The organism is Paraclostridium dentum (genome assembly GCF_012922555.1).
Classification (GTDB): domain Bacteria; phylum Bacillota; class Clostridia; order Peptostreptococcales; family Peptostreptococcaceae; genus Paraclostridium; species Paraclostridium dentum.
Genome location: NZ_WIPK01000012.1, coordinates 19,666 through 42,105 on the forward strand (window position 1 = coordinate 19,666; position 22,440 = coordinate 42,105).

The 22,440-nt window shown below is 28.6% G+C and carries 19 protein-coding genes; 14 read left to right on the top strand and 5 right to left on the bottom strand.

Features of this window, described 5'->3' with window-relative positions:
* Window positions 1-10 precede the first annotated feature (10 nt).
* From GFJ41_RS14605 to GFJ41_RS14625, 5 genes are all read left to right on the top strand, one after another.
* Window positions 11-1,858, top strand: a complete 1,848-nt coding sequence (locus tag GFJ41_RS14605) for a diol dehydratase reactivase subunit alpha (RefSeq protein WP_170075722.1) — start codon at window positions 11-13, stop codon at window positions 1,856-1,858.
* Window positions 1,848-2,207, top strand: coding sequence for a glycerol dehydratase reactivase beta/small subunit family protein (locus tag GFJ41_RS14610; protein ID WP_170075723.1), 360 nt, complete (start codon window positions 1,848-1,850; stop codon window positions 2,205-2,207). The genes GFJ41_RS14605 and GFJ41_RS14610 overlap by 11 nt, the downstream gene beginning before the upstream one ends.
* A gap of 34 nt (window positions 2,208-2,241) precedes the next feature.
* Entirely contained in the window at window positions 2,242-2,667 is a 426-nt protein-coding gene (locus GFJ41_RS14615; RefSeq protein ID WP_035118109.1) for a GlcG/HbpS family heme-binding protein, read from the top strand.
* Between the two features lie 48 nt (window positions 2,668-2,715).
* Window positions 2,716-3,873 carry an iron-containing alcohol dehydrogenase gene (locus GFJ41_RS14620; protein ID WP_035118107.1) on the top strand — a complete coding sequence of 386 codons (1,158 nt, stop codon included), beginning with the start codon at window positions 2,716-2,718 and terminating at the stop codon, window positions 3,871-3,873.
* Window positions 3,874-4,017: 144 nt separating this feature from the next.
* Window positions 4,018-4,728 carry an MIP/aquaporin family protein gene (locus GFJ41_RS14625; protein WP_332841161.1) on the top strand — a complete coding sequence of 237 codons (711 nt, stop codon included), beginning with the start codon at window positions 4,018-4,020 and terminating at the stop codon, window positions 4,726-4,728.
* Window positions 4,729-4,920: 192 nt separating this feature from the next.
* Here the strand turns inward: GFJ41_RS14625 and GFJ41_RS14630 are convergent, their stop codons facing one another.
* Together GFJ41_RS14630 and GFJ41_RS14635 are read right to left on the bottom strand one after the other, a co-directional pair.
* Window positions 4,921-5,391, bottom strand: a complete 471-nt coding sequence (locus GFJ41_RS14630) for a cupin domain-containing protein (protein ID WP_150841499.1) — start codon at window positions 5,389-5,391, stop codon at window positions 4,921-4,923.
* A 119-nt stretch (window positions 5,392-5,510) separates the two neighbouring features.
* A complete protein-coding gene (locus tag GFJ41_RS14635; RefSeq protein ID WP_035118104.1) occupies window positions 5,511-6,059 on the bottom strand; it encodes a DUF6143 family protein in 549 nt (182 codons plus the stop codon).
* A gap of 257 nt (window positions 6,060-6,316) precedes the next feature.
* On the opposite strand from GFJ41_RS14635, the gene GFJ41_RS14640 reads away from it, so the two are divergent.
* Window positions 6,317-8,398 carry a methyl-accepting chemotaxis protein gene (locus tag GFJ41_RS14640; protein ID WP_052169297.1) on the top strand — a complete coding sequence of 694 codons (2,082 nt, stop codon included), beginning with the start codon at window positions 6,317-6,319 and terminating at the stop codon, window positions 8,396-8,398.
* 40 nt (window positions 8,399-8,438) lie between these two features.
* On the opposite strand, the gene GFJ41_RS14645 is transcribed toward GFJ41_RS14640, so the two are convergent.
* Window positions 8,439-9,287, bottom strand: coding sequence for a patatin-like phospholipase family protein (locus GFJ41_RS14645; protein WP_170075724.1), 849 nt, complete (start codon window positions 9,285-9,287; stop codon window positions 8,439-8,441).
* A 189-nt stretch (window positions 9,288-9,476) separates the two neighbouring features.
* Between GFJ41_RS14645 and GFJ41_RS14650 the strand changes: the two genes are divergently transcribed.
* Together GFJ41_RS14650 and GFJ41_RS14655 are read left to right on the top strand one after the other, a co-directional pair.
* Entirely contained in the window at window positions 9,477-10,352 is an 876-nt protein-coding gene (locus GFJ41_RS14650; RefSeq protein WP_170075725.1) for a hypothetical protein, read from the top strand.
* Between the two features lie 104 nt (window positions 10,353-10,456).
* Window positions 10,457-11,383 carry a chemotaxis protein gene (locus GFJ41_RS14655; protein WP_021430302.1) on the top strand — a complete coding sequence of 309 codons (927 nt, stop codon included), beginning with the start codon at window positions 10,457-10,459 and terminating at the stop codon, window positions 11,381-11,383.
* Window positions 11,384-11,416: 33 nt separating this feature from the next.
* Here the strand turns inward: GFJ41_RS14655 and GFJ41_RS14660 are convergent, their stop codons facing one another.
* On the bottom strand, window positions 11,417-11,947 hold the full coding sequence (locus GFJ41_RS14660) for a GNAT family N-acetyltransferase (protein WP_035118096.1): 531 nt from the start codon (window positions 11,945-11,947) through the stop codon (window positions 11,417-11,419).
* Window positions 11,948-12,123: 176 nt separating this feature from the next.
* On the opposite strand from GFJ41_RS14660, the gene GFJ41_RS14665 reads away from it, so the two are divergent.
* The 5 genes from GFJ41_RS14665 to GFJ41_RS14685 all read left to right on the top strand — a co-directional run bounded on the left by GFJ41_RS14665 (window position 12,124) and on the right by GFJ41_RS14685 (window position 19,208).
* Complete coding sequence (locus GFJ41_RS14665) at window positions 12,124-14,112, top strand: molybdopterin-dependent oxidoreductase (RefSeq protein ID WP_170075726.1); 1,989 nt, start codon at window positions 12,124-12,126, stop codon at window positions 14,110-14,112.
* A gap of 184 nt (window positions 14,113-14,296) precedes the next feature.
* Window positions 14,297-14,797 (top strand): thioredoxin family protein, encoded by a 501-nt coding sequence (locus GFJ41_RS14670; protein WP_052169296.1) that lies wholly within the window; start codon window positions 14,297-14,299, stop codon window positions 14,795-14,797.
* Window positions 14,798-14,914: 117 nt separating this feature from the next.
* On the top strand, window positions 14,915-16,975 hold the full coding sequence (locus GFJ41_RS14675; RefSeq protein ID WP_170075727.1) for a sigma-54 interaction domain-containing protein: 2,061 nt from the start codon (window positions 14,915-14,917) through the stop codon (window positions 16,973-16,975).
* 134 nt (window positions 16,976-17,109) lie between these two features.
* Complete coding sequence (locus tag GFJ41_RS14680) at window positions 17,110-17,892, top strand: GH25 family lysozyme (RefSeq protein ID WP_170075728.1); 783 nt, start codon at window positions 17,110-17,112, stop codon at window positions 17,890-17,892.
* Window positions 17,893-18,077: 185 nt separating this feature from the next.
* Window positions 18,078-19,208 (top strand): DUF975 family protein, encoded by a 1,131-nt coding sequence (locus tag GFJ41_RS14685; RefSeq protein WP_170075729.1) that lies wholly within the window; start codon window positions 18,078-18,080, stop codon window positions 19,206-19,208.
* Window positions 19,209-19,272: 64 nt separating this feature from the next.
* Here GFJ41_RS14685 and GFJ41_RS14690 read toward each other — a convergent pair whose 3' ends face one another.
* A complete protein-coding gene (locus GFJ41_RS14690) occupies window positions 19,273-20,160 on the bottom strand; it encodes a LysR family transcriptional regulator (protein WP_170075730.1) in 888 nt (295 codons plus the stop codon).
* Window positions 20,161-20,368: 208 nt separating this feature from the next.
* Here GFJ41_RS14690 and cooS point away from each other — a divergent pair, with 208 nt between their 5' ends.
* Window positions 20,369-22,285, top strand: coding sequence for an anaerobic carbon-monoxide dehydrogenase catalytic subunit (gene cooS, locus GFJ41_RS14695; RefSeq protein WP_170075731.1), 1,917 nt, complete (start codon window positions 20,369-20,371; stop codon window positions 22,283-22,285).
* The last annotated feature ends 155 nt before the right edge of the window (window positions 22,286-22,440 follow it).

The window sequence follows — 22,440 nt, forward strand, 5'->3', positions numbered from 1 at the left end:
AGGAAGGTTAATGAAGATAATCTCAGGTGTAGACATTGGTAATGCTACAACAGAAGTGGTATTAGCAAAAGTTGAAAATGAAAAGATAAAATTTCTTTCAAGTGGAATAGTTCCAACAACAGGAATAAAGGGCACTGAAGAAAATATAGAAGGAGTCTTTTCCTCCTTAAAACAGGCTTTAGATAAAGTAAATCTAAAACTTGAAGATTTAGATTTGGTAAGAATAAACGAAGCAGCTCCTGTTATCGGGGATGTTGCTATGGAAACTATAACTGAAACAATTATAACAGAATCTACAATGATAGGTCATAACCCATCTACTCCAGGTGGAGTGGGACTAGGTATAGGAAAAACTATATATATAGAAGATTTAGATGGATTAGATGCAGAGAAAGTAAAAGATGAACAATTTATTCCACTTATTTTAAGTAGAGTTAATTTCTTAGAGGCTACAGCAAGAATAAATGCAGCTACTAAAATGGGAATAAATATACAAGCAGCAATTGTTCAAAGGGACGATGGGGTCTTAATAAATAATAGATTGGAAAATAAAATACCAATAGTTGATGAAGTTATGCTTTTGGAAAAGGTTTCCATAGGAATGAAGGCAGCAGTAGAAGTTGCTAAACAAGGAGATATTATTGAAACTTTGTCAAATCCATATGGAATTGCAACAGTTTTTAATTTAACTTCAGAAGAAACTAAAATGATAGTTCCTATATCTAGAGCCTTAATAGGAAATAGATCAGCGGTAGTAATAAAAACCCCAAAAGGAGATGTTCAAGAAAAAGTCATACCTGCTGGGAAAATCCATATAAATGGATTGAAAAGAAAAGGGGATGTAGATGTAGAACACGGTGCTAAAAAAATTATGGATGCAGTTGGTTTATGTGTTCCTATACTAGATGTAAAAGGTGAACCTGGTACAAATTCAGGTGGAATGCTTGAAAGAGTAAGACAAGTTATGGCAAATCTTACTAAACAAAAAATATCAGATATTACTATACAAGATTTACTAGCAGTCGACACTTTTATACCTCAAAAGGTAAAAGGTGGTATAGCTGAAGAATTTTCAATGGAAAATGCAGTTGGGATAGCTGCTATGGTTAAAGCTGATAAACTTCAAATGCAAATGATAGCTGATAAGTTACAAGAAAAATTAGGTGTCTTAGTTGAAGTTGGAGGAGTAGAAGCTGATATGGCTATAAGAGGAGCTTTAACTACTCCAGGAAGTAGTACACCACTTGCAATCTTAGATATGGGAGCAGGTTCAACAGATGCATCAATAATAAATAAGCAAGGTGAAATATGTTCAATACATTTAGCGGGTGCAGGGAATATGGTAACTATGCTTATAAAGTCTGAATTAGGACTTGAAGATTTTAGTTTGGCAGAAGATATAAAAAAATATCCACTTGCTAAAGTTGAAAGCTTATTCAATATAAGACATGAAGATGGTACAGTAGAATTTTTCGAAAAACCATTAGACTCTTCGGTTTTTGCCAAAGTAGTAATATTAAAAAATGGAGAACTTGTGCCTATTGAAGGACAAAATTCTATAGAAAAAATTAAAAATATAAGAAAATCTGCTAAAGAAAAAGTATTTGTAACTAACTGTATAAGAGCATTAACGATAGTATCACCTACAGGAAATATAAGAGACATAGAATTTGTTGTATTAGTTGGTGGATCATCATTAGATTTTGAAGTTCCTCAATTAGTAACTAACTCATTATCTCAATATGGAGTAGTAGCGGGAAGAGGTAACATTAGAGGTACAGAAGGACCTAGAAATGCAGTGGCTACAGGACTTGTGTTAGCTTTTAATGGAAATGGAGTAAAAGGTAATGTTAACTAGAGATTTTAATCATAATATACCAACAATACATATGTACCTTTGTAAAGAACTTAAAGATTTAAAAAGTATAGATGAGATTTTATGGGGAATAGAAGAAGAAGGAATTCCTTGTAAAGTATTAAAAAATGAAGAATCTCTTATCTCAGAGAAATTAAGCTATATTGCATCTCAACTTTCTAGGTTATCAGTAGGTATAGGTATAGATAAAACTGGTAAAGTTACATTAACTTTAAATAAATTAAAGGAAAATGAACCTTTATTTATTGCTAATATTTATGATAGTCCTAATACTTTAAGAAACTTAGGATCAAATGCAGGCAGATTAGTAAAAGGAATACCATTTAAATAACAAAAAAACTAAGATAGCTTAGGAGGCTTTAGTTATGAAAAAATTAAATGAAATAAAAGAATTAAGTTTAGATATAGTAAAAGAAATGGCAAAGGCAGCAGAAGAAAAAGCACAAGAAATGAATGTTCCAATAATATTTGCGGCAGTAGATTCAGGTGCAAACCTAATGTTAATGCACAGAATGGAAGAAGCATTTATAACTAGTATAGATATTGCAATAAATAAAGCTTATACAGCAGCTTGTTTAAAGCAAGGGAGTCACTGTATTGCAGAGTGTGTCCAACCAGGACAAAGTCTTTACGGACTTCAACTTACAAATAACTGTAAAATAGTACCTTTTGGCGGGGGATTTCCTGTAATAGTTGATAGTAAAGTTGTTGGTGCAGTTGGAGTAAGTGGAGGAACTGTAGAAGAAGACATGGCTATAGCTCAAGCAGCAATAGATGCATTTAATAAGTAGGCATTTAAATTTAATAATACAACAAAAATTAATCGGAGGAAATGACAAATGAGAATGTATGATTATTTAGTACCAAGCGTTAACTTTATGGGAGCTGGATGTGTAAAATTAGTTGGAGAAAGATGTAAAATATTAGGTGGGAAAAAAGCTTTAATAGTTACAGATAACTTTTTAAGACATATGGAAGGTGGAGCTGTTGAATTAACAGTTAAATCTTTATTAGAAGCTGGAATAGAAGTTACATATTATGACCAAGTAGAACCAAACCCTAAAGATACTAATGTTATAGATGGTCTTAAAATATACAAAGAAGAAAATTGTGATATGATAGTTACAGTCGGTGGAGGAAGTGCACATGACTGTGGTAAAGGAATAGGAATAGCTGCTACTCATGAAGGAGATCTTTATGAATATGCAGGTATAGAAACTTTGACAAATGCATTACCACCAATAGCTGCTGTTAACACTACAGCTGGAACAGCAAGTGAAGTTACAAGACACTGTGTTATAACTAACACTAAGACTAAAGTAAAATATGTTATAGTAAGTTGGAGAAACTTACCATTAGTTTCTTTTAATGACCCAGAATTAATGGTTAAAAAGCCAGGTGGATTAACGGCTGCGACAGGAATGGATGCATTAACTCATGCTATAGAAGCTTACGTATCAAAAGATGCAAACCCTGTAACTGATGCTGCTGCTATTCAAGCTATAAAATTAATATCAAACAATTTAAGACATGCAGTTGCATTAGGTGAAAATTTAGTTGCAAGAGAGAACATGGCATATGCTTCATTATTAGCAGGTATGGCATTTAACAATGCAAATTTAGGATATGTTCATGCTATGGCACACCAATTAGGTGGGCTATATGATATGCCTCATGGAGTTGCAAATGCAATGTTACTTCCACATGTTGAAAAATACAATTTAATATCTAATCCTCAAAAATTTGCTAATATAGCTGAATTTATGGGTGAAAATATAGATGGATTATCAGTAATGGAAGCTGCAGAAAAAGCAATAAATGCAATGTTTAAGTTATCTACAGATATAGGAATACCTGCAAGCTTAAAAGAAATGGGAGTTAAAGAAGCAGATTTCGAATATATGGCAGAAATGGCATTGAAAGATGGAAATGCATTCAGTAACCCTAGAAAAGGAAATGAAAACGACATAATAGAGATATTTAAATCTGCATTTTAATAATGTTGGATAGCTTTTAAAAAGTGTATATATAGTTTAAATATATACACTTTTTTACATTAATTATTTATTTAGTTATTTAAGAATATAAAACTTTATATTATATTTTGAAAAAAATAGATTTTATAAAAAGGTAGGGAATAAATGAATATGTCAATATTTTTAGGAGAACTAGTGGGAACTTTATTGTTAGTATTATTAGGAAACGCAGTTGTAGCAAATGTAATACTTTCTAAGACTAAAGGAAATGGTTCAGGATGGATAGTAATATCAACAGGATGGGCTTTAGCAGTAGCAATTCCGGTTTTTATATTTGGAAGTGTTAGTGGAGCTCATTTTAATCCTGCAGTTACAATAGCTCTTGCAGTTATTGGGAATTTTCCATGGGAAAATGTACCTATGTATATATTAGCTCAAATTATAGGAGCTTTTATAGGAGCATTATTAGTTCTTGTTTGCTATTATAATCATTTTGAAAAAACCGAAGATAAGGCTATTAAATTAGCTGTATTTTGTACAGGACCAGAAATAAGAAATACTAAAATAAACTTTATTACTGAGGCTGTAGGAACTTTTGTATTAGTTTTTGCAATATTAGGGATAGGACAATCTTCACTTGCTGATGGGATTCAGCCAATGGCAGTTGGGATGATAGTAGGAGCAATAGGTCTATGTTTAGGAGGACCAACTGGATACGCTATAAATCCAGCTAGAGACTTTGGACCAAGACTTATGCATTACTTAATGCCTGTACCGAATAAAGGTGACTCTGATTGGAGTTATGCATGGATACCCGTAGTAGCTCCAATAGTAGGCGCAATTTTCGGAGCATCAGCATATATAAGTATATTCTAGCAAATTATGCATTAATGATAAATTGGTAAAATTATCATTGAGGTAATTTTTATTCTTATGGAAATTATATTTAATCCTAAACTGTGGATAAATATAATTTCCAATTTATAAACTTGAGCAACGGACCTATTTTTAGGTATTTGACTACATAAAGTAGTTCATATGCGTAGTCGCTCAATAAAAGTAATTTTTTTATCTAGTTAATTTAAGTATTACATCTTCAAGATGAGGATACATTTCTAATAAATCTTTTCGATTGAATAACTCAAAATCCTCGAATGTAAATGCAGGAGCTACCATACAACCCACTAATGCAAATCCATCATTATTCATTGAAGAACCAAATATATATCCTTTAGGAACTAAAACTTGTGGAAGTTCTCCGTTTTCAACATCTAGCCCTAATTGTTTAGTAATTAGCTCACCCTCTGGAGTAATCATATATATAGTAAGGGGTTGCCCATCATGATAGTACCACATTTCATCTGATTTTAATCTGTGGAAGTTAGATACTTCTCCAGTTTCAAGTAAGAAGTATATACTAGTAAATAAGTTTTTATCATCTCTAAATAAATCTTTTGAAACTACTGATTCCTTATAGTAACCACCTTCAACATGAGGTGTCATACCTAGGTTTTCTATATAATATTTTGCTGATTTCATACTGTACCTCCTATGTATAATGTTTCTATTATAACATAAATATAGACACTCCACTGTAATGAAAGCAGAATGTCTATGGTATAACACTTAAAAATTAAAACTAATCATTGTTAGAAATGTTAACAATGGTGGCAATTACAACTATTTGAATACTCTTCCCACCATCCAAATGCAACGACAATATTAGAATTAGTAGTCAATCCTCTTAAATAAACAATTAAAGATTGACCAGGAGGAAGAATAATTTGACCTCCATCTACAATTTCTGTTGAAGATGGAGATACTATTCTAGAAAAGATAGATATGCCATTAGGAGCAGCAGTAGCATTAGCCAAATAGTGAATTTGCCCATAAGGTACGGGATACGGGTTAATTGTTAGATTAGTAGAGCTTACTAAGGTACTAACAGATGTTCCTGATGGTAAAGCTGCTCTAAGGTAGAAATCAGCAGTTATTGCAGTATCAGATGGATTTAATATAGTTATTACATTTACATATATATCTCTAGATGATCCTGCTGGATTAACTAGTGCAGCTATAGAGTTAGTATTTGCGCCTGTTGGATTTAACGGTGGAGTTTGACCTATAAAATATCTTCCTAGTTCAGACTGATATAAAGCATAAGGAATAGAAACTTCTTTTTTTAATAAACTACTAGAACATGTCATGTATTATCACCTTTGTATATTTTTTAGAGATAAAGTATATCCCTGGCATATAATATTCAATTTAGGCGAAACATGTTAAAAAAATTTAACTAAAAATAATAATAAATTATTGAATTTAGTATTAAAGAAAATCGGCTATGGTTCGTAATATTATAAGTAGTACATTTTGCAGGTTAAATGTTGGAAATGGGTTGTGAAAAAGTTGTTAATGTAAAGTATATGTTAACAAATAAGGTTAAAAAAGGAGGAATAATTGTATGAAATCAAAAATTAAAACTAATATTAAGTACAAAAATAAAAGTATAAAAACTCAGCTTACTTTTATAATAGTATGTGTAGTAGTAGTTTGTTGTTTATTGTTAGGATCAATTACGAGTTATTTAAACTATAAAACTTCGAATACGATTTTAGCAAATTCAGTTGCAGAAACTACTAAAGAAGCATCACAAACAGTTGCACAAAAGATAACTAATCTTAAAGATGCTACAATACAAACGGGTATAATAAAAGAACTTTCAGATCCTAAAATAAGTGTTGAGGAAAAGAAAAATATTATTACACGACAAGAAAAACTTACAGGTTTAACATTAGGACAAATTATATATGCAGATGGAAAGGATCTTTTCAGTGGAAAAGATTATTCATCTAGGGATTACTTTAAAATATCTATGCAAGGAGATGCATATATGAGTAGTCCTGTTGTAAGTAAAGTAACAGGAGATCTTACAATGGTAGTTTCAGCGCCTATTTGGGAAAATGGAATACAAGGAAGTAAGATTGTAGGTATAGTAACTTTTGATGTAGATAAAGACTTTTTAAATGATATAGTTAATGACATAAAAATAAGTAAAAATAGTTATGCTTATTTAATAGATAGCGAAGGAACTATAATTGCTCATAAGGATGTGAGTCTTGTAGCTGTTAAAAATTCTATAAAAGAAGCACAAACAAACCCAAATGAAAAAACTTTTGCAGAAATTGATAAAAAGCTTATATCAGGGAAAACTGGTAAAGATGATGTAGAGGTAAATGGAGAAAAATGGCTGTTATCATATACTCCTGTTAAAGATACTAATGGATGGGGAGTCGGAATAATGACTAACAAAGCAGATTTCCTTGGACCAGTATATACTTCAATTGGGACAACTATTGGATTAGCAATAATATTTACTATAGTATCATTTATAGCAGCTATAAAGTTTGCTAACAAGATAGGAAATCCACTAAAAGCTTGTAGCGAAAGACTTAAAAAATTAGCAGAAGGAGATTTGAACTCAGAAACTCCACAAATAAATGAAGAAAATGAAATTGGATTATTAGCTAATGCTACAAATAAAATAGTTATTGATATGAGTGAAATGATTAGTACATTAATGTATGTATTAACAGAGATAAGTAATGGAAATTTAGATTTAGATACAAACGATGAAAAATTAAGTCATTTATTCATAAATGATTTTGAACCTATGTTAGTAGCTGTAAATAAAATTATTGATAGTTTAAATAGTACATTAGATCAAATAAGCATAGCTGGAGAACAAGTTGCAATTAGCTCGATACAGTTATCAGAAGGAGCTCAAGTTCTTTCTCAAGGAGCAACAGAACAAGCTAGTTCTATCCAAGAACTTTCTGCAACTATAAGTGAAGTATCAGATCAAATTCAACAAACAGCTAAAAATGCAGTAAAAGCTAAGGCTATTTCAACAAAATCAAGCGTTGCTACAGATAAAGGTAAAAAGCAAATGCAAGAGATGATTACTGCTATGGATGAAATAAGCAGCACTTCAAATAGAATTGGAGATATAATTAAAAATATTGATGATATAGCATTCCAAACTAACATCTTAGCATTAAACGCAGCAGTAGAAGCAGCTCGTGCTGGAGAAGCAGGTAAAGGATTTGCAGTAGTTGCAGATGAAGTAAGAAATCTAGCTGAAAAATCAGCACAAAGTGCAAAAGATACAGCTGAGCTAATTGAAAGATCTTTACTAGCTATAGAAAATGGATCAAAGATTGTATCAGAAACAGCAATATCTCTTGAAGAAGTTGTTAATGGAGCTAAGACTTCATCTGAAGTTATACAAGAAATAGCAGACGCAAGTAATGAACAAGCTCAGCATATAAATCAAGTAAACACTGGAATGGAACAAATTTCAGTAGTAGTTCAAACAAACTCAGCAACTTCTGAAGAAAGTGCTGCAGCAAGTGAAGAACTATCTAGCCAAGCTAATATGCTAAGAGATCTTATTGGACAGTTTAAATTAAAAAATAATCAAGATAAGAAAGATAAGTATTTTGATGGGAAAATGTTATTTGACACAGAAGATTTTGAAATGTAACATTAAATAAAAATAACTGAACTTACATAAGTAAGTTCAGTTATTTTTTTATAAAATCTAAAATTTTACCATATAACTCTTTAGCATCATCATATCCTTCTTCATATAATGATGTAAGTTTTTTAGCATTCTTCTCAATTTGGCTAACATTAACTGGTTTTTTAGGTCTAATAACTAGAACGTCTCCATCTTTTTCTAATTGGTTTACTAAATTAAGACTTTTGTTATAATTTAAATGTCTATTTTCAATTGCTTTAATAAGATTTGGGTATTTTTTATATTTTCTATTTACAATAGAAAGAAATTTTTGTTTATTTTTTTTGTAAGTAATATCTCTAGTTAAAACAACTATATTCTTTTTATATCCTTTATTTAAAGCATACTCGATAGGTATTGAATCGGATACACCACCATCTACCAATTTAAAATCATCTATTTCTACTATATTTGCAAACATAGGTATTGAACAAGATGCTTGCATATAAATTATTTCTTTTTTCAAGTCTTTTAACTCAAAGTATTCTGGAGATCCAGTTTCACAATTAGTAGTAACCACTACGAATTTAGATTTAGATTTAGCAAAAGTATCATAGTCATAAATATTTAGTTCATTAGGAATTTTATTGAACATAAAATCCATACCAAAAATTGATCCGGTTTTAATTAAATTAGAAAAACTTAAATATCTTTTATCGTGTATATAGTCTACAGTAGCATTATATGCTCTTTTATATTGTTTTGATAAATATGAAGAAGCATGACAACTACCAGCAGATACACCGATTGTTATATCAACTTCTATATTTTTTTCTATAAAAAAATCTAAAACTCCAGCGGTGTATATACCACGCATACCGCCACCCTCTAATATTAATCCAATTTTATTCATAGTATATCCTTTCTACAAAACACTTATATATGCAAAGTTATTAACTTGTAAATTACTTTAAATATAAAATTATTATAAATTAATAACTTTATATTGTCTAGCTTTGAAGAATTTAACTTAGATATAAATTAGTTAATCCGTATATAAATAATATGATTATAAATTATTATCATATTTAGGAGTGAACTGATGATTAATAGTATAAATAAAAATTCTTATGATATAGGAAATAAAAGTAATATGACTACAAGTAATAAAGAACAGCTAAAACAACAAATAAAAACTCCAAGCCAAGAATGTGAAGCTATAGTAGGTAGAATTAAAGATGAATTGCAAAAAGCAACCTTAATAGCTATGAAAATTATAAGTGGAGAAAATATAAATAAATCAGAAGAAAAATTTATAAACCTTAAATATCCTGATATAAAAAAATTAGCTGAAAAATTGAACAAAGACATAAAGCAATTAAAGATTTTAATAAAAAATTGTAATTCAGATGAAGAAAGAAAAGATTTAATCAATAGAGAGATAAATAATGTAAATCTTATGGGGAAAAAGGGGTTAATATCGGAAGTTGAAGTGAAGTTAAAATTAGGAGCTTTAATTGAAGTTGAAAAATTTTCAAATACAATGAAAATAGAAAATAAAAAGATTGAGGTTATAGCAATAAAGTTATTGAAGAATCAAAATTTAACTTCAAAAGAACTTGCTTTAATAGAAGAAAAAATACCAAATATAAAGCAAATAATTAACAAAATAATTAAAGAGAATAAATTATTAAAGGATGAGGTTAACAATTGTAATACAAATGAGGAAAAACAACAAAAAATATCAAAGACTTTTAATGATGTAGACAGTTTATTTAAGAATAATAGAATTTCAGATTTAGAGTTTAAGTTAAATTTATTTTATATAAACAGTTTAGAAAGGGAAATTAAAAAAGAAAAAAATAAACAGCTTTGGATTAATCCTTATTTTTATTTAAATACTTCATCACTAGTGGATAATTTAAGTGGAGTGTTAATAATTATAGTAATTATTATAGTTATTTTGAAATTTATATAATATTTTAATAATATATACATAAATACGTATCTCTAGATTTAAAAGAATCTTCCGTATATATAGAAAGTATATTTATAGTTGAAAATAAAAATCGGGAGGTAACTATGGGCGTTTCAGAGAATACTAGTAAAACAAAAATTCTTTTAGAATCCGGAACAAATGAACTTGAAATTATGGAGTTTACTATAGCAGGTGAATTATTTGGTATAAATGTCGCAAAAGTTAGAGAAATAATGATTGCGCAACCAGTAAAACAAATGCCTAACTCACATGAATTAGTAGAAGGTGTATTTAAGCCTAGAAATGAAATTATAACAGTTATAGATTTAGGTAGATATCTAAACTTACCTAAAACAGAAAATAAAAATAATGATATATTTATTGTAACTCATTTCAACAAGTTAAACTTTGCTTTCCATGTTGAATCTGTAGTAGGTATTGCAAGAGTTTCATGGCAAGATATAAAAAAACCAGATAAAGTAATTTACGGTGGAGATGAAGGAGTCTCAACTGGTATAGCAGAATATAAAGATAGGCTTATAACTATACTAGACTTTGAAAAAATTATTGCAGAAATAAGTCCTGAGTCAAGTATTCAATATGAAGAAATAGATAGATTAGGTAAGCGTAAAGACACTGACAAAACTATACTAATAGTAGAAGATTCAATGTTACTTTCTAAGATGATCGTTGAATGTTTACACAAAGCGGGATACAAAAACACAATAAAAGTTGATAATGGGCAAGAGGCATGGGAATACTTAGAAGAAGTTAAGACTTGCGGAGAGCCAGTTAAAAAGCATGTTTCATGTATAGTTTCAGACATTGAAATGCCATTAATGGATGGACATAGATTAACAAAGCTTGTAAAAGATGATAGTGTGCTTAAAGACATACCTTTAATATTATTCTCTTCATTAATAAGTGAAGAAATGAGAATAAAAGGTAAATCTATAGGTGCAGACGAACAAATAACTAAACCAGAAATTGCTAATCTAGTTAGCATAATTGATAGATTAGTAGAAAAATAAATAAAATAGGTACATGCTAGCATGTACCTATTTTTATATTTCAGAGTATTTCATTACTGTATTAGTTAAAAAATTGCTAAAATTATTAAACTCAGACTCCGTTATATCATTTGGATAAGTCATGATTTTTAGTTCATGAGCAGGTGTATCTTTTCTATATGATGGATGAGTATGATCAAATTCTTGTAATTTAAATCCTAATTTTGAATAAAAATTTAATCTCTTAATAGATACATCATCCAAAGGTGGATCTATTTCTAAAATTACATTTTTATTAATTTTACAAAACTCTTTAATAACTTTAGAGCCATAACTTTTTCCTCTTAAATTTGAAGAAATTGCAAAATGCTCTATATATACAAATTCGCCTAAATCCCAATAAAATAAAAGTCCAATTAGTGACTCAGATTCACAAAGGGCCATGCAATAATATTTTTCATCTTGTAAAGCTAATACTTGATCCTCTAAAGTTCTTTGTTCAAATAATGGAAAGCTTGTATTATACATATTTATTATATCATTCCAATATTTATTATTCTCAGATTGAATTCTTAAAAATTCCATATTATCACCTCATAAAAGTTATCTATATTTTGGTTAAATTGTCTAACATTATATCATATCTAAAAATTTATGCAAATTAAGTGTATAAAGTATTGATTGTGTGTATAGATGTTTATATTATTATCTATAAAGAAAATATTATTTATCAAAATAAATAAGAGGGATGGGAATCATTAATGAAAATTTTAAGTCATGGATGTACGCTAGATTGTTTTGATTGTTGTAAGTTTAATGTATATGTAGAAGATGAAAAAGTTATAAAAATAGAGGGTGATAAAAATCATCCATATACAAAAGGATTTATATGCAATAAAGGAAGAGCTCATTTAAAAAGGCTAAATCATCCAGAAAGAATATATAATCCGTTGATAAAAATAGATGGAGTTTGGAATGAAATTAGTTTTGAAGAAGCTATAAATATAATTGCAAAAAAACTAAAGATATATAAAGATAAATACTCATCAAAATCTATACTATATTACACTCAATACGGAAGTGGTTCAATTTTAAAAGATATAGGTGATATCTTCTTTAATTTTTATGGAGGAGTAAGTAAAAGCAAGGGAGGCCCTTGTTGGAGTGCTGGAATAAAAGCTCAAAAATATGATTATGGTACATCTAAAAGTCATTCGTTAGAAGATATGTTAAATAGTAAAAGTATTTTTATATGGGGAAAAAATCCTGCGTATACTACAATACATACATTTCAAATGATAAAAAAAGCAAAATCTAAAGGAGTAAAGGTAGTTGTTATAGATCCAATATATACAGATACAGCTAAAATTGCAGATAAATATATACGAATAAATCCAGGTACAGATGGAGCATTAGCTATGGCTATGACAAAAATTATAATAGAAAAAGGAATTTGTGATAATGATTATATAGATAAATACGTATTAGGATTTGATACCTATAAGGAATATATACTTAGTTTAGATTTAGAAGAATTATTAAATGAATGTGGAGTACAGCTAAATACAGTAGAAGAGTTAGTAGAATTATATACAGATAAGTATTCGACTATATACATAGGATATGGAATGCAAAAATATAAAAATGGAGGAAATAATATAAGGGCTATAGATGCTTTAGGGGCTACAACTGGGCAAATAGGATTTGCTGGGGGAGGTATTAATTATGCAAATAAAGTATATCCATCAGCTTTAAATACAGACCCATTTAACAGTGAAAGTTATTGTGACAATAGATTTTTTTATACTAGTTATATTAGTAAATTTATAAAAGAATCTATGAATAGTAAAATTCCTATTAAAATGGCAGTTATAACAAAGAGTAATTTGTTAAATCAACTAGCTGACGTAGTAGATGTAAAGCAAGCACTTGATTATATAGAATTTAAAGTATGTTTCGATATGTTTATGACAGACACAGCAAAAGAATGTGATCTATTTATACCATGTACAAATACTTTAGAAAGTGAAGATTTACTATATTCATCAATGATGAACCCTTATATTATATATAATGAAAAAGCAGTAAATCCAAGCAATAAACTAATGGATGAATATTATTTCTTTAAGGAGTTAGCAAAACGTTTAAACATAAAAGATTATCCAATTGTATCTAAGTTAGAATATATATGTGAGGTAATAAAACCATTGATGGAACTTGATAGAAATATAAATTTAGAATCAATAAAAAGTAATTACATGACTATACATAATCATATAGCATGGGAAGATAAAATATTTGAAACTCCATCAAAAAAATTTGAAATATATTCAAATGATGCTATTTTAGATGGAGTAAATCCAATTCCTATATACATAAAATCTGAGAAAAGAAATAAGTATAGATTATTAACTAATCACTATAGAGATAGCATTGCTAGTCAGCATATGATGGATAAAGATGAAATAGCAAAAGCTTATATAAATGAAGACATGGCAGATAGAGAAGATATTAAAGAAAATGATATAGTAGAATTAGTTAGTAAAAATAGAATTATAAAAGTTCAAATTAAAATAAGTGATAGTGTAGGGGATAATACAATTTTAATGTACGCTGGATGGTGGAAAAAACATGGTAATCCAAATATTTTAACATATAGTGGAATTTCAGATATGGGAGGTCAAGTAACCTATAATGAAACATTTGTAGAAATAGATAAATGGGTTAACAGGGTTAAACAACAACCATAATAACCAATAAAACCAAAGTTGAAAATTAAATTTAATTAGTTTCTATAAATTTAAAATTTATAGAATGTGATACTTTCAGTGGGTTGAAACTTATCAATAAGATTTAATTTAAAACTTCAAAAACTGGCATAGTAATTGCTCTATATTAATAGTACAAAAATTATATATTGGAGGATTTATTAATATGGAAATGAATATCAAAGAGTTATTTGAAGTAGGAGTAAGTTTTGAATCAGCAGTAGGACTAGGAACAAAAGAAGAAAGATATAGAATAGTAAAAAATACTTCTCGTATCAACTTACCAAATGATTTAATAGAAGAGGTTAAAAACTTTGATAAAGAAATAAACTTTTTAGTTTCAGGTGAAATCTTTTGTCCAGATTTCCAACTTAATGTAAGTGTAGTTAAAAGACTTTGTGATTTAAATCAAAATTTCAATATGTCAGTAATAAGTATAACAAGAGGTAAAAAGTTTTTAGCACCTATTTTAAAAATTGAAAATTATAAAGCTCCTACAATTGCAATTTTAGATAAAGACATGAATGTTTTAGGGGTATTCGAAGAAACTCCTAAAGTTGTTTCAGCAATTGGTAACTTTGAAGAAATCAAATTAAATTATTTTAAAGGCGAGTACTTAATTGATACAGCAAAAGAGATTGTTGATTATATAAAAAAATGTAATTAAAAATATAGTAAAGAGAGATAAAGTTAATTTATCTCTCTTTACTATATTTTGCAATTTATATATGATATTGTTATAATTTATTTAATGATTATAGACTATTAGATATGAGGGATAAAAATGAAAAAAAGAGAATTAGCTATAGTAACATTAAAAAAAGATGCAGGAGAAATATATGCAAATCAAATAAATTATTTTTTAGGAGACAGTATAAAGATAAACCTGTATTCTTTTGAAGAGGGCGGATTTACTTTCTTTGAAGAAAAACTAATTCTTCTTTCTGTAAATTTAAAATATGAAGAAATCTTAAAGATGTGCAATTCAGATGCACAAATAATCATACCTAATTTAACTTTTGAGAAATCAAGTTTTGAAAAAATATGCAAGATAAATAAAAACGAAACTGTATTCGTTTATAATTTATCAAAAAGTATGGCATTAGAAACAATAGCAATTATATATAGATTAGGTGTAGACATACCAAATCTTATACCTTGCTATACTGAGATGGAAAAGATACCAGAAAACTCAATAGTTCTTACACCAGGAGAAAAATTAAATATAGAAGCTAAAAATTGCAAGATTATAGATTTAGAATATAGAATAATAGATTTAAGTTCTATTGCAGACATAGCTATGAAGCTCAACTTAGAAAGGCTTATTCAAGAGGATTTAGTAAAAAAATTTATGGATAAGATTGTTCCAATTAGCTATATAACAGAAAAACTTTTAGTAACCCAAACTAAACTAGAGAATCAATTTGATTTCTTGTTATCTGCAATTGACGATGGCATTATTGGAGTTAGCAATGAGGGGATAGTGCAGTTTTATAGTCACGTAGCCAGAGAAATATTGTCTATCAATGGAAATGAAATGATAGGGAAATATATAGGTGAATATGTAAAATCTCTAGACTTTGATCAAATAATTAAAAAAGAAGTTCCGTATTTTCAAAAACTTATTAAAGTAAATAATATAGATATAAACATGGAGGTTAAATACACGCACATAAGTGTTTTTAATGGATTTATAATAAAAGTATCCAAATTCCATCAAGCTGAAAAGAAACAAGCAAAGTTAAGGGCACAGTTAATGAGCTCAGGAAATGTAAGTAAATATAATTTTGACGATATAATTGGGTGTAGTGACTCTATAAAAAATACAAAAAAAATTGCATATAAAATGGCTCAATCTGATTCATCTATTCTTATAATTGGTGAAAGTGGTACAGGTAAAGAGTTATTTGCACAATCCATACATAGTGCATCAAGACGAAGCCAAGGCCCGTTTGTAGCTGTAAACTGTAGCACTTTTCAAGAAGGATTATTGCAAAGTGAACTTTTCGGATATGATGAAGGTGCATTTACAGGAGCTAGAAAAGGTGGAAAAATTGGATTATTTGAATTAGCTAATAAAGGTACTATCTTTCTAGATGAAATAGGAGAAATGGACTTGAACTCTCAAGCTACACTTCTTAGAGTAATTCAAGAAAAACAAATTAGAAGAGTTGGTTCAGATAAGATTATAGATGTGGATATAAGAATTATAGCAGCTACCAATAGAGATTTAAAAAAGCTAGTATGCGAAAATAAATTTAGAAAAGATTTATTTTATAGATTAAATGTATTGCCATTAAAAATTGCACCACTTAGAAATCGAAATGAAGATGTATTTTTAATTTTCGAATCATTTAAGAAAAATCTTGATGTAAAGTTTAGTCTTTCGGATGAACTTGTTGAGGTTTTTAAAACATATAGCTGGGAAGGGAATATAAGAGAATTAAGAAATTTAGTAGAGTATTGTTCATATTTAGATAAAAGTATAATAGAAATATATGATTTACCTGAGTATATGTTAGAATCAATAAAACATAAAGATTATTGCTTAGAATTATCGAATAAAAATGATATTAAAAATATATCAAATTTAAAAAGAGATTTAAGAGATTACATATTTGTATTAGAAAAAATAAATAACGCATATGTTTTAAAACAGAGAATAGGAAGAAGAAAAATATATGAATATGCGTTAGAAGAAAAAATATTTTTAACAGAGCAACAAATTAGAAGTATATTAATAGAATTGCAAGAGTTTGGATTTGTAAAAATTTTATCTGGACGAGGTGGATCGGTAATAACAGAAAAAGGAATTCTATTTTTAGAAGAAAATAAAAGGGTTTGATAGATAAGTAGTACAGTCTATCAAACTTTTTTATTTTATAAATTATTTAATGTAAAGGAACATAAAAAATTTTTTTGAATATTATATAGATTAGGGGGACTTTACTTGGAAAAATTTTAAAAAGGAGGTTTTATGTGAATAAATTAAAAGGTATTGATGTCAGTCATTGGACAGGCTATGTGAATTTTAAAGATGTTTTTAATAGTGGAATTCAAGTTGTTTATATAAAAGCAACAGAAGGAACTAATTATATAGATCCTAGATTTAGAGAGTACTATAATGAAGCAAGAGCAGCAGGACTAAAGATAGGTTTTTATCATTTTTTTAATCCTGTAAATTCTGGAACGCCTAAAGAACAAGCTCAACATTTTGTAAGTACGATAAAGGAATTAAAATGCGATTGCAAGTTAGTTTTAGATTTAGAAAAAACAGGAGGACTAAGTAAATCAAAGTTATCCAGACAGGCAATAGAATTTTTGGAGGAAGTTAAAATTTTAAGCGGATTGGATCTAGCTATTTACACGTATACTAAATTTGCTCAAAATAATTTAGATTCAGAATCTGGACTAGGAAAATACTCTTTGTGGATAGCTCAATACGGAACCAGTAAACCGGAAAGTAATCCTATATGGGGAGAAAATTATGCTGGATGGCAATATTCTGAGTCAGGAATAGTTAGAGGAATAGAAAGTAAAACAGATCTAGATATATTTACTGAACAAATATTATTAAATGAATATAAAGAGGCAGATAGTGCTAGTAAAAAATCTGAAAATATTTATTACACAGTAAAAAGTGGAGATACTTTAAGTAAGATAGCTCAAATGTATAATACTACCTATCAATATTTAGCAAATATTAATAACATACCTGATCCAAACTTAATATATCCAGGACAAAAAATTAGAATAAATTAAAGGAATTTCGAGATATTACCATAATATTTATGGTAATATCTTTTTTTAAAATATAAAAAAAGACATGAAAAATAAATTTTAGATAAGTTTTTATATTTGTAGGAATGTTGTAACTAAAGTTAAGCATAAAATATATATAATTTATAATAAATAGATTATATAGCAACAAATCAGGGGGGAATAAAATGAGTAAAAGTGAATTAAGGGTGGATATGAAAGCAGAAGCTAGGAGACAGTTAGCTGATAATAAAATAGATATTACCATAGCTACTGTATTAGTTGGAATGATTACGTTTATACCACAGTTTTTAAGTGAAGAAATTTTCACATCGTATAGAATGACATTGGTTATAAGTATTATATCGATGCTTGTGTCTACTCCGTTAGTAGTAGGATTAAATATAGTATCTTTAGATTGTATAAAAGGGGAGAAAATCAAAGCAAAAGATATATTAAAAGGATTTAATATATTATATCAATCATATGGATCTATATTACTTCAGATGTCTATAACTTTTATTATGACTGCTCCTTTTATGGCTATACCCATATTTTTAGTAAAAGATAGTCATACAAGATTAACTATGATTGCATTTATAAGTAGTATATCAAATTTATTTTTCTCTATAATTTTTTCACAACTTCAATACATTGTTGCAGATAAACAAGATATTTCATTAATTGAAGCTATTAAAAAATCTATCAGTATTATTAAAAATTATATTTGGGACTATATATTACTTTCATTAAGTTTTATTGGATGGATGCTTTTAGTTGGATTTACCTTTGGGATAGCATATATTTGGGTAGGACCTTATATTCAGTTAACATTTACAAATTTTTATGAATATATAAAGAAAGATGAGTTAGACGCTTATGAAAAATCAAAATATAGAAGTCTAAAATCAGGACTATTAGTAGGTGTTTTATTATGTGCATACATGACAATAGAAGCAAATATATCTCAAAGGGTACTTACACCGCCTATTATAAAAAAAATTATAGAAGACAATGATTTAAGACTTATAAGTTTTGATGAAGAGAAGAATTATTATATATCTGAAGAAGAAAGTATAGCGTATAAAATTGAACCTAATTATAATAACTTAAGTGATTTAAGTAAATATACAGTGGTTGTGAAAAAACATCCATTAGATTCTAAAAAAGGAGATAAAGTTAATTCTACAGTTATGTATATAATAGCAGATGAAGATAAGTTATTGGGGATAAGTTGTGAACCAAACGGCCCAGATAAAAAAATAGAATCTTATAATCCGATTCCAGGAAAATTCGATATAAAAGGAAATAAATTATAAAAAACGAATATGGTTGTCCTTAAAGATAACCATATTCGTTTTTTTATTGAATTCGAAATATATTTTAATTAATAGAGAGATTTAAACTAGAAAATATATAATTCATAAATAAAGTTAAGTTATCATTTAGTTGTATATTTTTTTTTGTAATAATACATATATCCCATGTAAAGGAATTATCTTTAAATGGGATATAATTAATTTTACAATTAGGAGTATGGGCATAATGTATGCTTATACCTATACCTTCATTGTGTTTACTTAAATCATGTATTAGAATCATCTCTTTACTCTCTTTAATTATATTAGGATCGAAATTACTTTCTAGACATTTTATTAAAAAATTATGATAGACCTTAGAAGACTTACTGCTAATTATTATATTTTCATTTTTTAAATCATTGAAATCTAGATAGTCTTTAGTGCATAGAGGATGTGCTTTGCTTACAAGCGCGTATAATCTTTCACTTTTTATTAATTCGTAATCAAACTTATTTTTATCAAGATGTGATATAGCAAATCCTATATCAACATGATTATTAAGAACAGCTTCTTCACATTCAAAGTCAGTATATTCTTCAATGATTAAATCTATATTAGGGTTAAACTCTTTAAAGTTATCAAATAAATCCATAGATAGTGAATTTAAAACCCCATATGAAACACCTATTTTTATAATGTGTTTATCTGTATGAGCCATTTCTTTTATTCCTTCAGTCAAAATATCAAATTGATATACTATAGAAACTGACTTGTCTTTTAAGTACTCACCGTATTTTGTAAGGTCACTTCCATTAGAATTTCTATAAAACAAAGGGGCGTTAATTTCTTTTTCGAGTGTACTGATTGCTTTGCTTAAACCTTGTTGAGATATGTATAAGTTTTTTGCAGCTTTTGAAAAACTTCCATGCTTGCAGACTTCTAAAAAATATTTTAAAGATCTAATATCCATATACCCCACCTTTTTTATGTTTTAATTTTAAATAAACCTTTTTTAATAAAAGTATAGCACTAAAAATTTAGATAAACTATAAAATTCTCTTATAACTATAAGTTGTAATAGATACAACAAAGTATTGTTATTTAAACAAGTATCTATCTGTTACAATTCAAAGTGAAAGTATATGCATATTTAATACTTTTATTAAGGGGGAATGAATGTGGATAAGAAGTTAATGACTATCGATTTAAATAGCCAGGTATTGATAGAAAAAGCAGAAAAAGATGGTGTGGAAACTATGTATGATAGAAAGATTGCAGCAAAAGCTCAATGTGGGTTTGGATTACAGGGTACTTGTTGTAGGATATGTGCAATGGGACCTTGTAGGATTTCACAAAAAACTCCAAGGGGGTTATGTGGGGCCGATGAACACGTTATAGTAGGGAGAAATTTTGCAAGGATGTGTGCTGGAGGAACTGCTGCTCACTCAGATCATGCTAGAGATATAGCACATACGATGGCTTTAACCAGTAAAGATGGAAATTACAAAATAATAGAAGAAGAGAAATTAATAAATTTAGCAATAAATTGGGGTATAGAAACTGTGAATAAAGATATTTATGATATAGCGCATGAAGTGGCACATATAGCTTTAATGGAGTTTGGTAAACCTGATGGAGTATCAGTATTTTTAAAAAATGCACCACTAAAGAGACAAAATATATGGAAACAGCTTGATATAGAACCAAGAGCAATTGATAGAGAAATAGCTACAGTTATGCATTCGACGCATATAGGATGTTGTGCTGATATAGATAGTTTAATTAGTTTATCACTAAGAACATCAATGGCTGATGGTTGGCAAGGATCAATGATAGGAACTCAGTTTAGTGATATTATGTTTGGAACACCAACTCCTAGAGAGACAGAGGCAAACCTTGGAGTTTTAGAAGAAAGCAAAGTAAATATAATATTACATGGACATGAACCTTCATTATCAGAAATGATAGTTTTAGCATCAGAAGACCCAGAGTTAGTAAGATTAGCAAAAGAGGTAGGTGCAGAGGGGATAAATATATCGGGGATGTGTTGTACAGGAAATGAAATAACTATGAGACATGGCATAAAAATAGCTGGAGATTTCCATCAACAAGAACTTGCAGTAATAACTGGTTCGGTGGAAGCTATGATCGTAGATGTTCAATGTATATTCCCATCATTGTCTAGAGTTTCAAAGTGTTATCACACAAAATTTATCACAACATCCAAAAAAGCAAAAATTGCAGATTCAATTTATATGGAGTTTAAAGAAGAAAATGCATATCAAGATGCTTTAAAAATTGTAAGAGAAGCAATTCTTAACTTTAAAAATAGGGATAAGTCTAAAGTTTTTATACCTGAATTAAAATCAAGAGCTACAGTTGGATATAGTACAAATGCAATAATAAAGCAACTTGATAAAGTTGTAAACAAAAACATAGAGGAGACGGGAACAGTAAAGCCGTTAGTAGACTGTATAAAATCAGGAGTAATCAGGGGGGTAGTGGGAGTAGTTGGATGTAATAATGCTAGAGTAGCTTCAAATTTAGCCCATACAACAATAATGAAGGAATTAATAAAAAATGATATTTTAGTGGTTAGTACTGGATGTGGAGCTTCAGCAGCAGCTAAATTTGGGTTAATGGACAAATCAGCAGCTAAAACACTTGCAGGTAAAGGACTTTCCAAAGTTTGTGAACTAATTGATATACCTCCAGTATTGCATATGGGATCATGTGTGGATTGTAGTCGTATACTAGAAGTTGCGTCAGAACTAGCTAATTTTGTAGATATGGATATAAGTGATCTTCCAATAGCAGGAGTGGCTCCAGAATGGATGTCTGAAAAAGCTGTAGCAATAGGAACATACATGGTAGCATCTGGTATAGATACTTATTTAGGAGTTATGCCTCCCGTAGGAGGATCATCAAAAGCAGTTCAAATATTAACAAAAGACTTAAAAGAAAAATTGGGAGCCTCTTTCACTGTCAATGAAAACCCTAAGGAGTTAGCTAAAATTATAATTGAGGATATAGAAAAGAAACGTAAGTATTTTGAAAGCTTACATGATGAAAAAGTAGTTGCTAAAAATGAATAGTAAGTCTGGAAAAATAGGAGATGTAATAATATCCTTTAGAATATATAGATTAAGATTAATTTGAACTTAAATTAAATAGATTTTTTAGCGCGTAGATTAAGTCTACGCTTTTTTATTACTAATTTGTTTTTATTTTTTTATATTGTTGACAATTA

Bases quoted from the DNA above. Each gene is read 5' to 3' on its own strand.
- GFJ41_RS14645 (WP_170075724.1), bottom strand. From the start codon at position 9,287: ATGAATAAAATTGGATTAATATTAGAGGGTGGCGGTATGCGTGGTATA.
- GFJ41_RS14660 (WP_035118096.1), bottom strand. From the start codon at position 11,947: ATGGAATTTTTAAGAATTCAATCTGAGAATAATAAATATTGGAATGAT.
- GFJ41_RS14630 (WP_150841499.1), bottom strand. From the start codon at position 5,391: ATGAAATCAGCAAAATATTATATAGAAAACCTAGGTATGACACCTCAT.
- GFJ41_RS14625 (WP_332841161.1), top strand. From the start codon at position 4,018: ATGAATATGTCAATATTTTTAGGAGAACTAGTGGGAACTTTATTGTTA.
- GFJ41_RS14615 (WP_035118109.1), top strand. From the start codon at position 2,242: ATGAAAAAATTAAATGAAATAAAAGAATTAAGTTTAGATATAGTAAAA.
- GFJ41_RS14640 (WP_052169297.1), top strand. From the start codon at position 6,317: ATGAAATCAAAAATTAAAACTAATATTAAGTACAAAAATAAAAGTATA.
- GFJ41_RS14655 (WP_021430302.1), top strand. From the start codon at position 10,457: ATGGGCGTTTCAGAGAATACTAGTAAAACAAAAATTCTTTTAGAATCC.
- GFJ41_RS14675 (WP_170075727.1), top strand. From the start codon at position 14,915: ATGAAAAAAAGAGAATTAGCTATAGTAACATTAAAAAAAGATGCAGGA.
- GFJ41_RS14690 (WP_170075730.1), bottom strand. From the start codon at position 20,160: ATGGATATTAGATCTTTAAAATATTTTTTAGAAGTCTGCAAGCATGGA.
- GFJ41_RS14670 (WP_052169296.1), top strand. From the start codon at position 14,297: ATGGAAATGAATATCAAAGAGTTATTTGAAGTAGGAGTAAGTTTTGAA.
- GFJ41_RS14635 (WP_035118104.1), bottom strand. From the start codon at position 6,059: ATGACATGTTCTAGTAGTTTATTAAAAAAAGAAGTTTCTATTCCTTAT.
- GFJ41_RS14605 (WP_170075722.1), top strand. From the start codon at position 11: ATGAAGATAATCTCAGGTGTAGACATTGGTAATGCTACAACAGAAGTG.
- GFJ41_RS14610 (WP_170075723.1), top strand. From the start codon at position 1,848: ATGTTAACTAGAGATTTTAATCATAATATACCAACAATACATATGTAC.
- GFJ41_RS14685 (WP_170075729.1), top strand. From the start codon at position 18,078: ATGAGTAAAAGTGAATTAAGGGTGGATATGAAAGCAGAAGCTAGGAGA.
- GFJ41_RS14650 (WP_170075725.1), top strand. From the start codon at position 9,477: ATGATTAATAGTATAAATAAAAATTCTTATGATATAGGAAATAAAAGT.
- GFJ41_RS14620 (WP_035118107.1), top strand. From the start codon at position 2,716: ATGAGAATGTATGATTATTTAGTACCAAGCGTTAACTTTATGGGAGCT.
- GFJ41_RS14665 (WP_170075726.1), top strand. From the start codon at position 12,124: ATGAAAATTTTAAGTCATGGATGTACGCTAGATTGTTTTGATTGTTGT.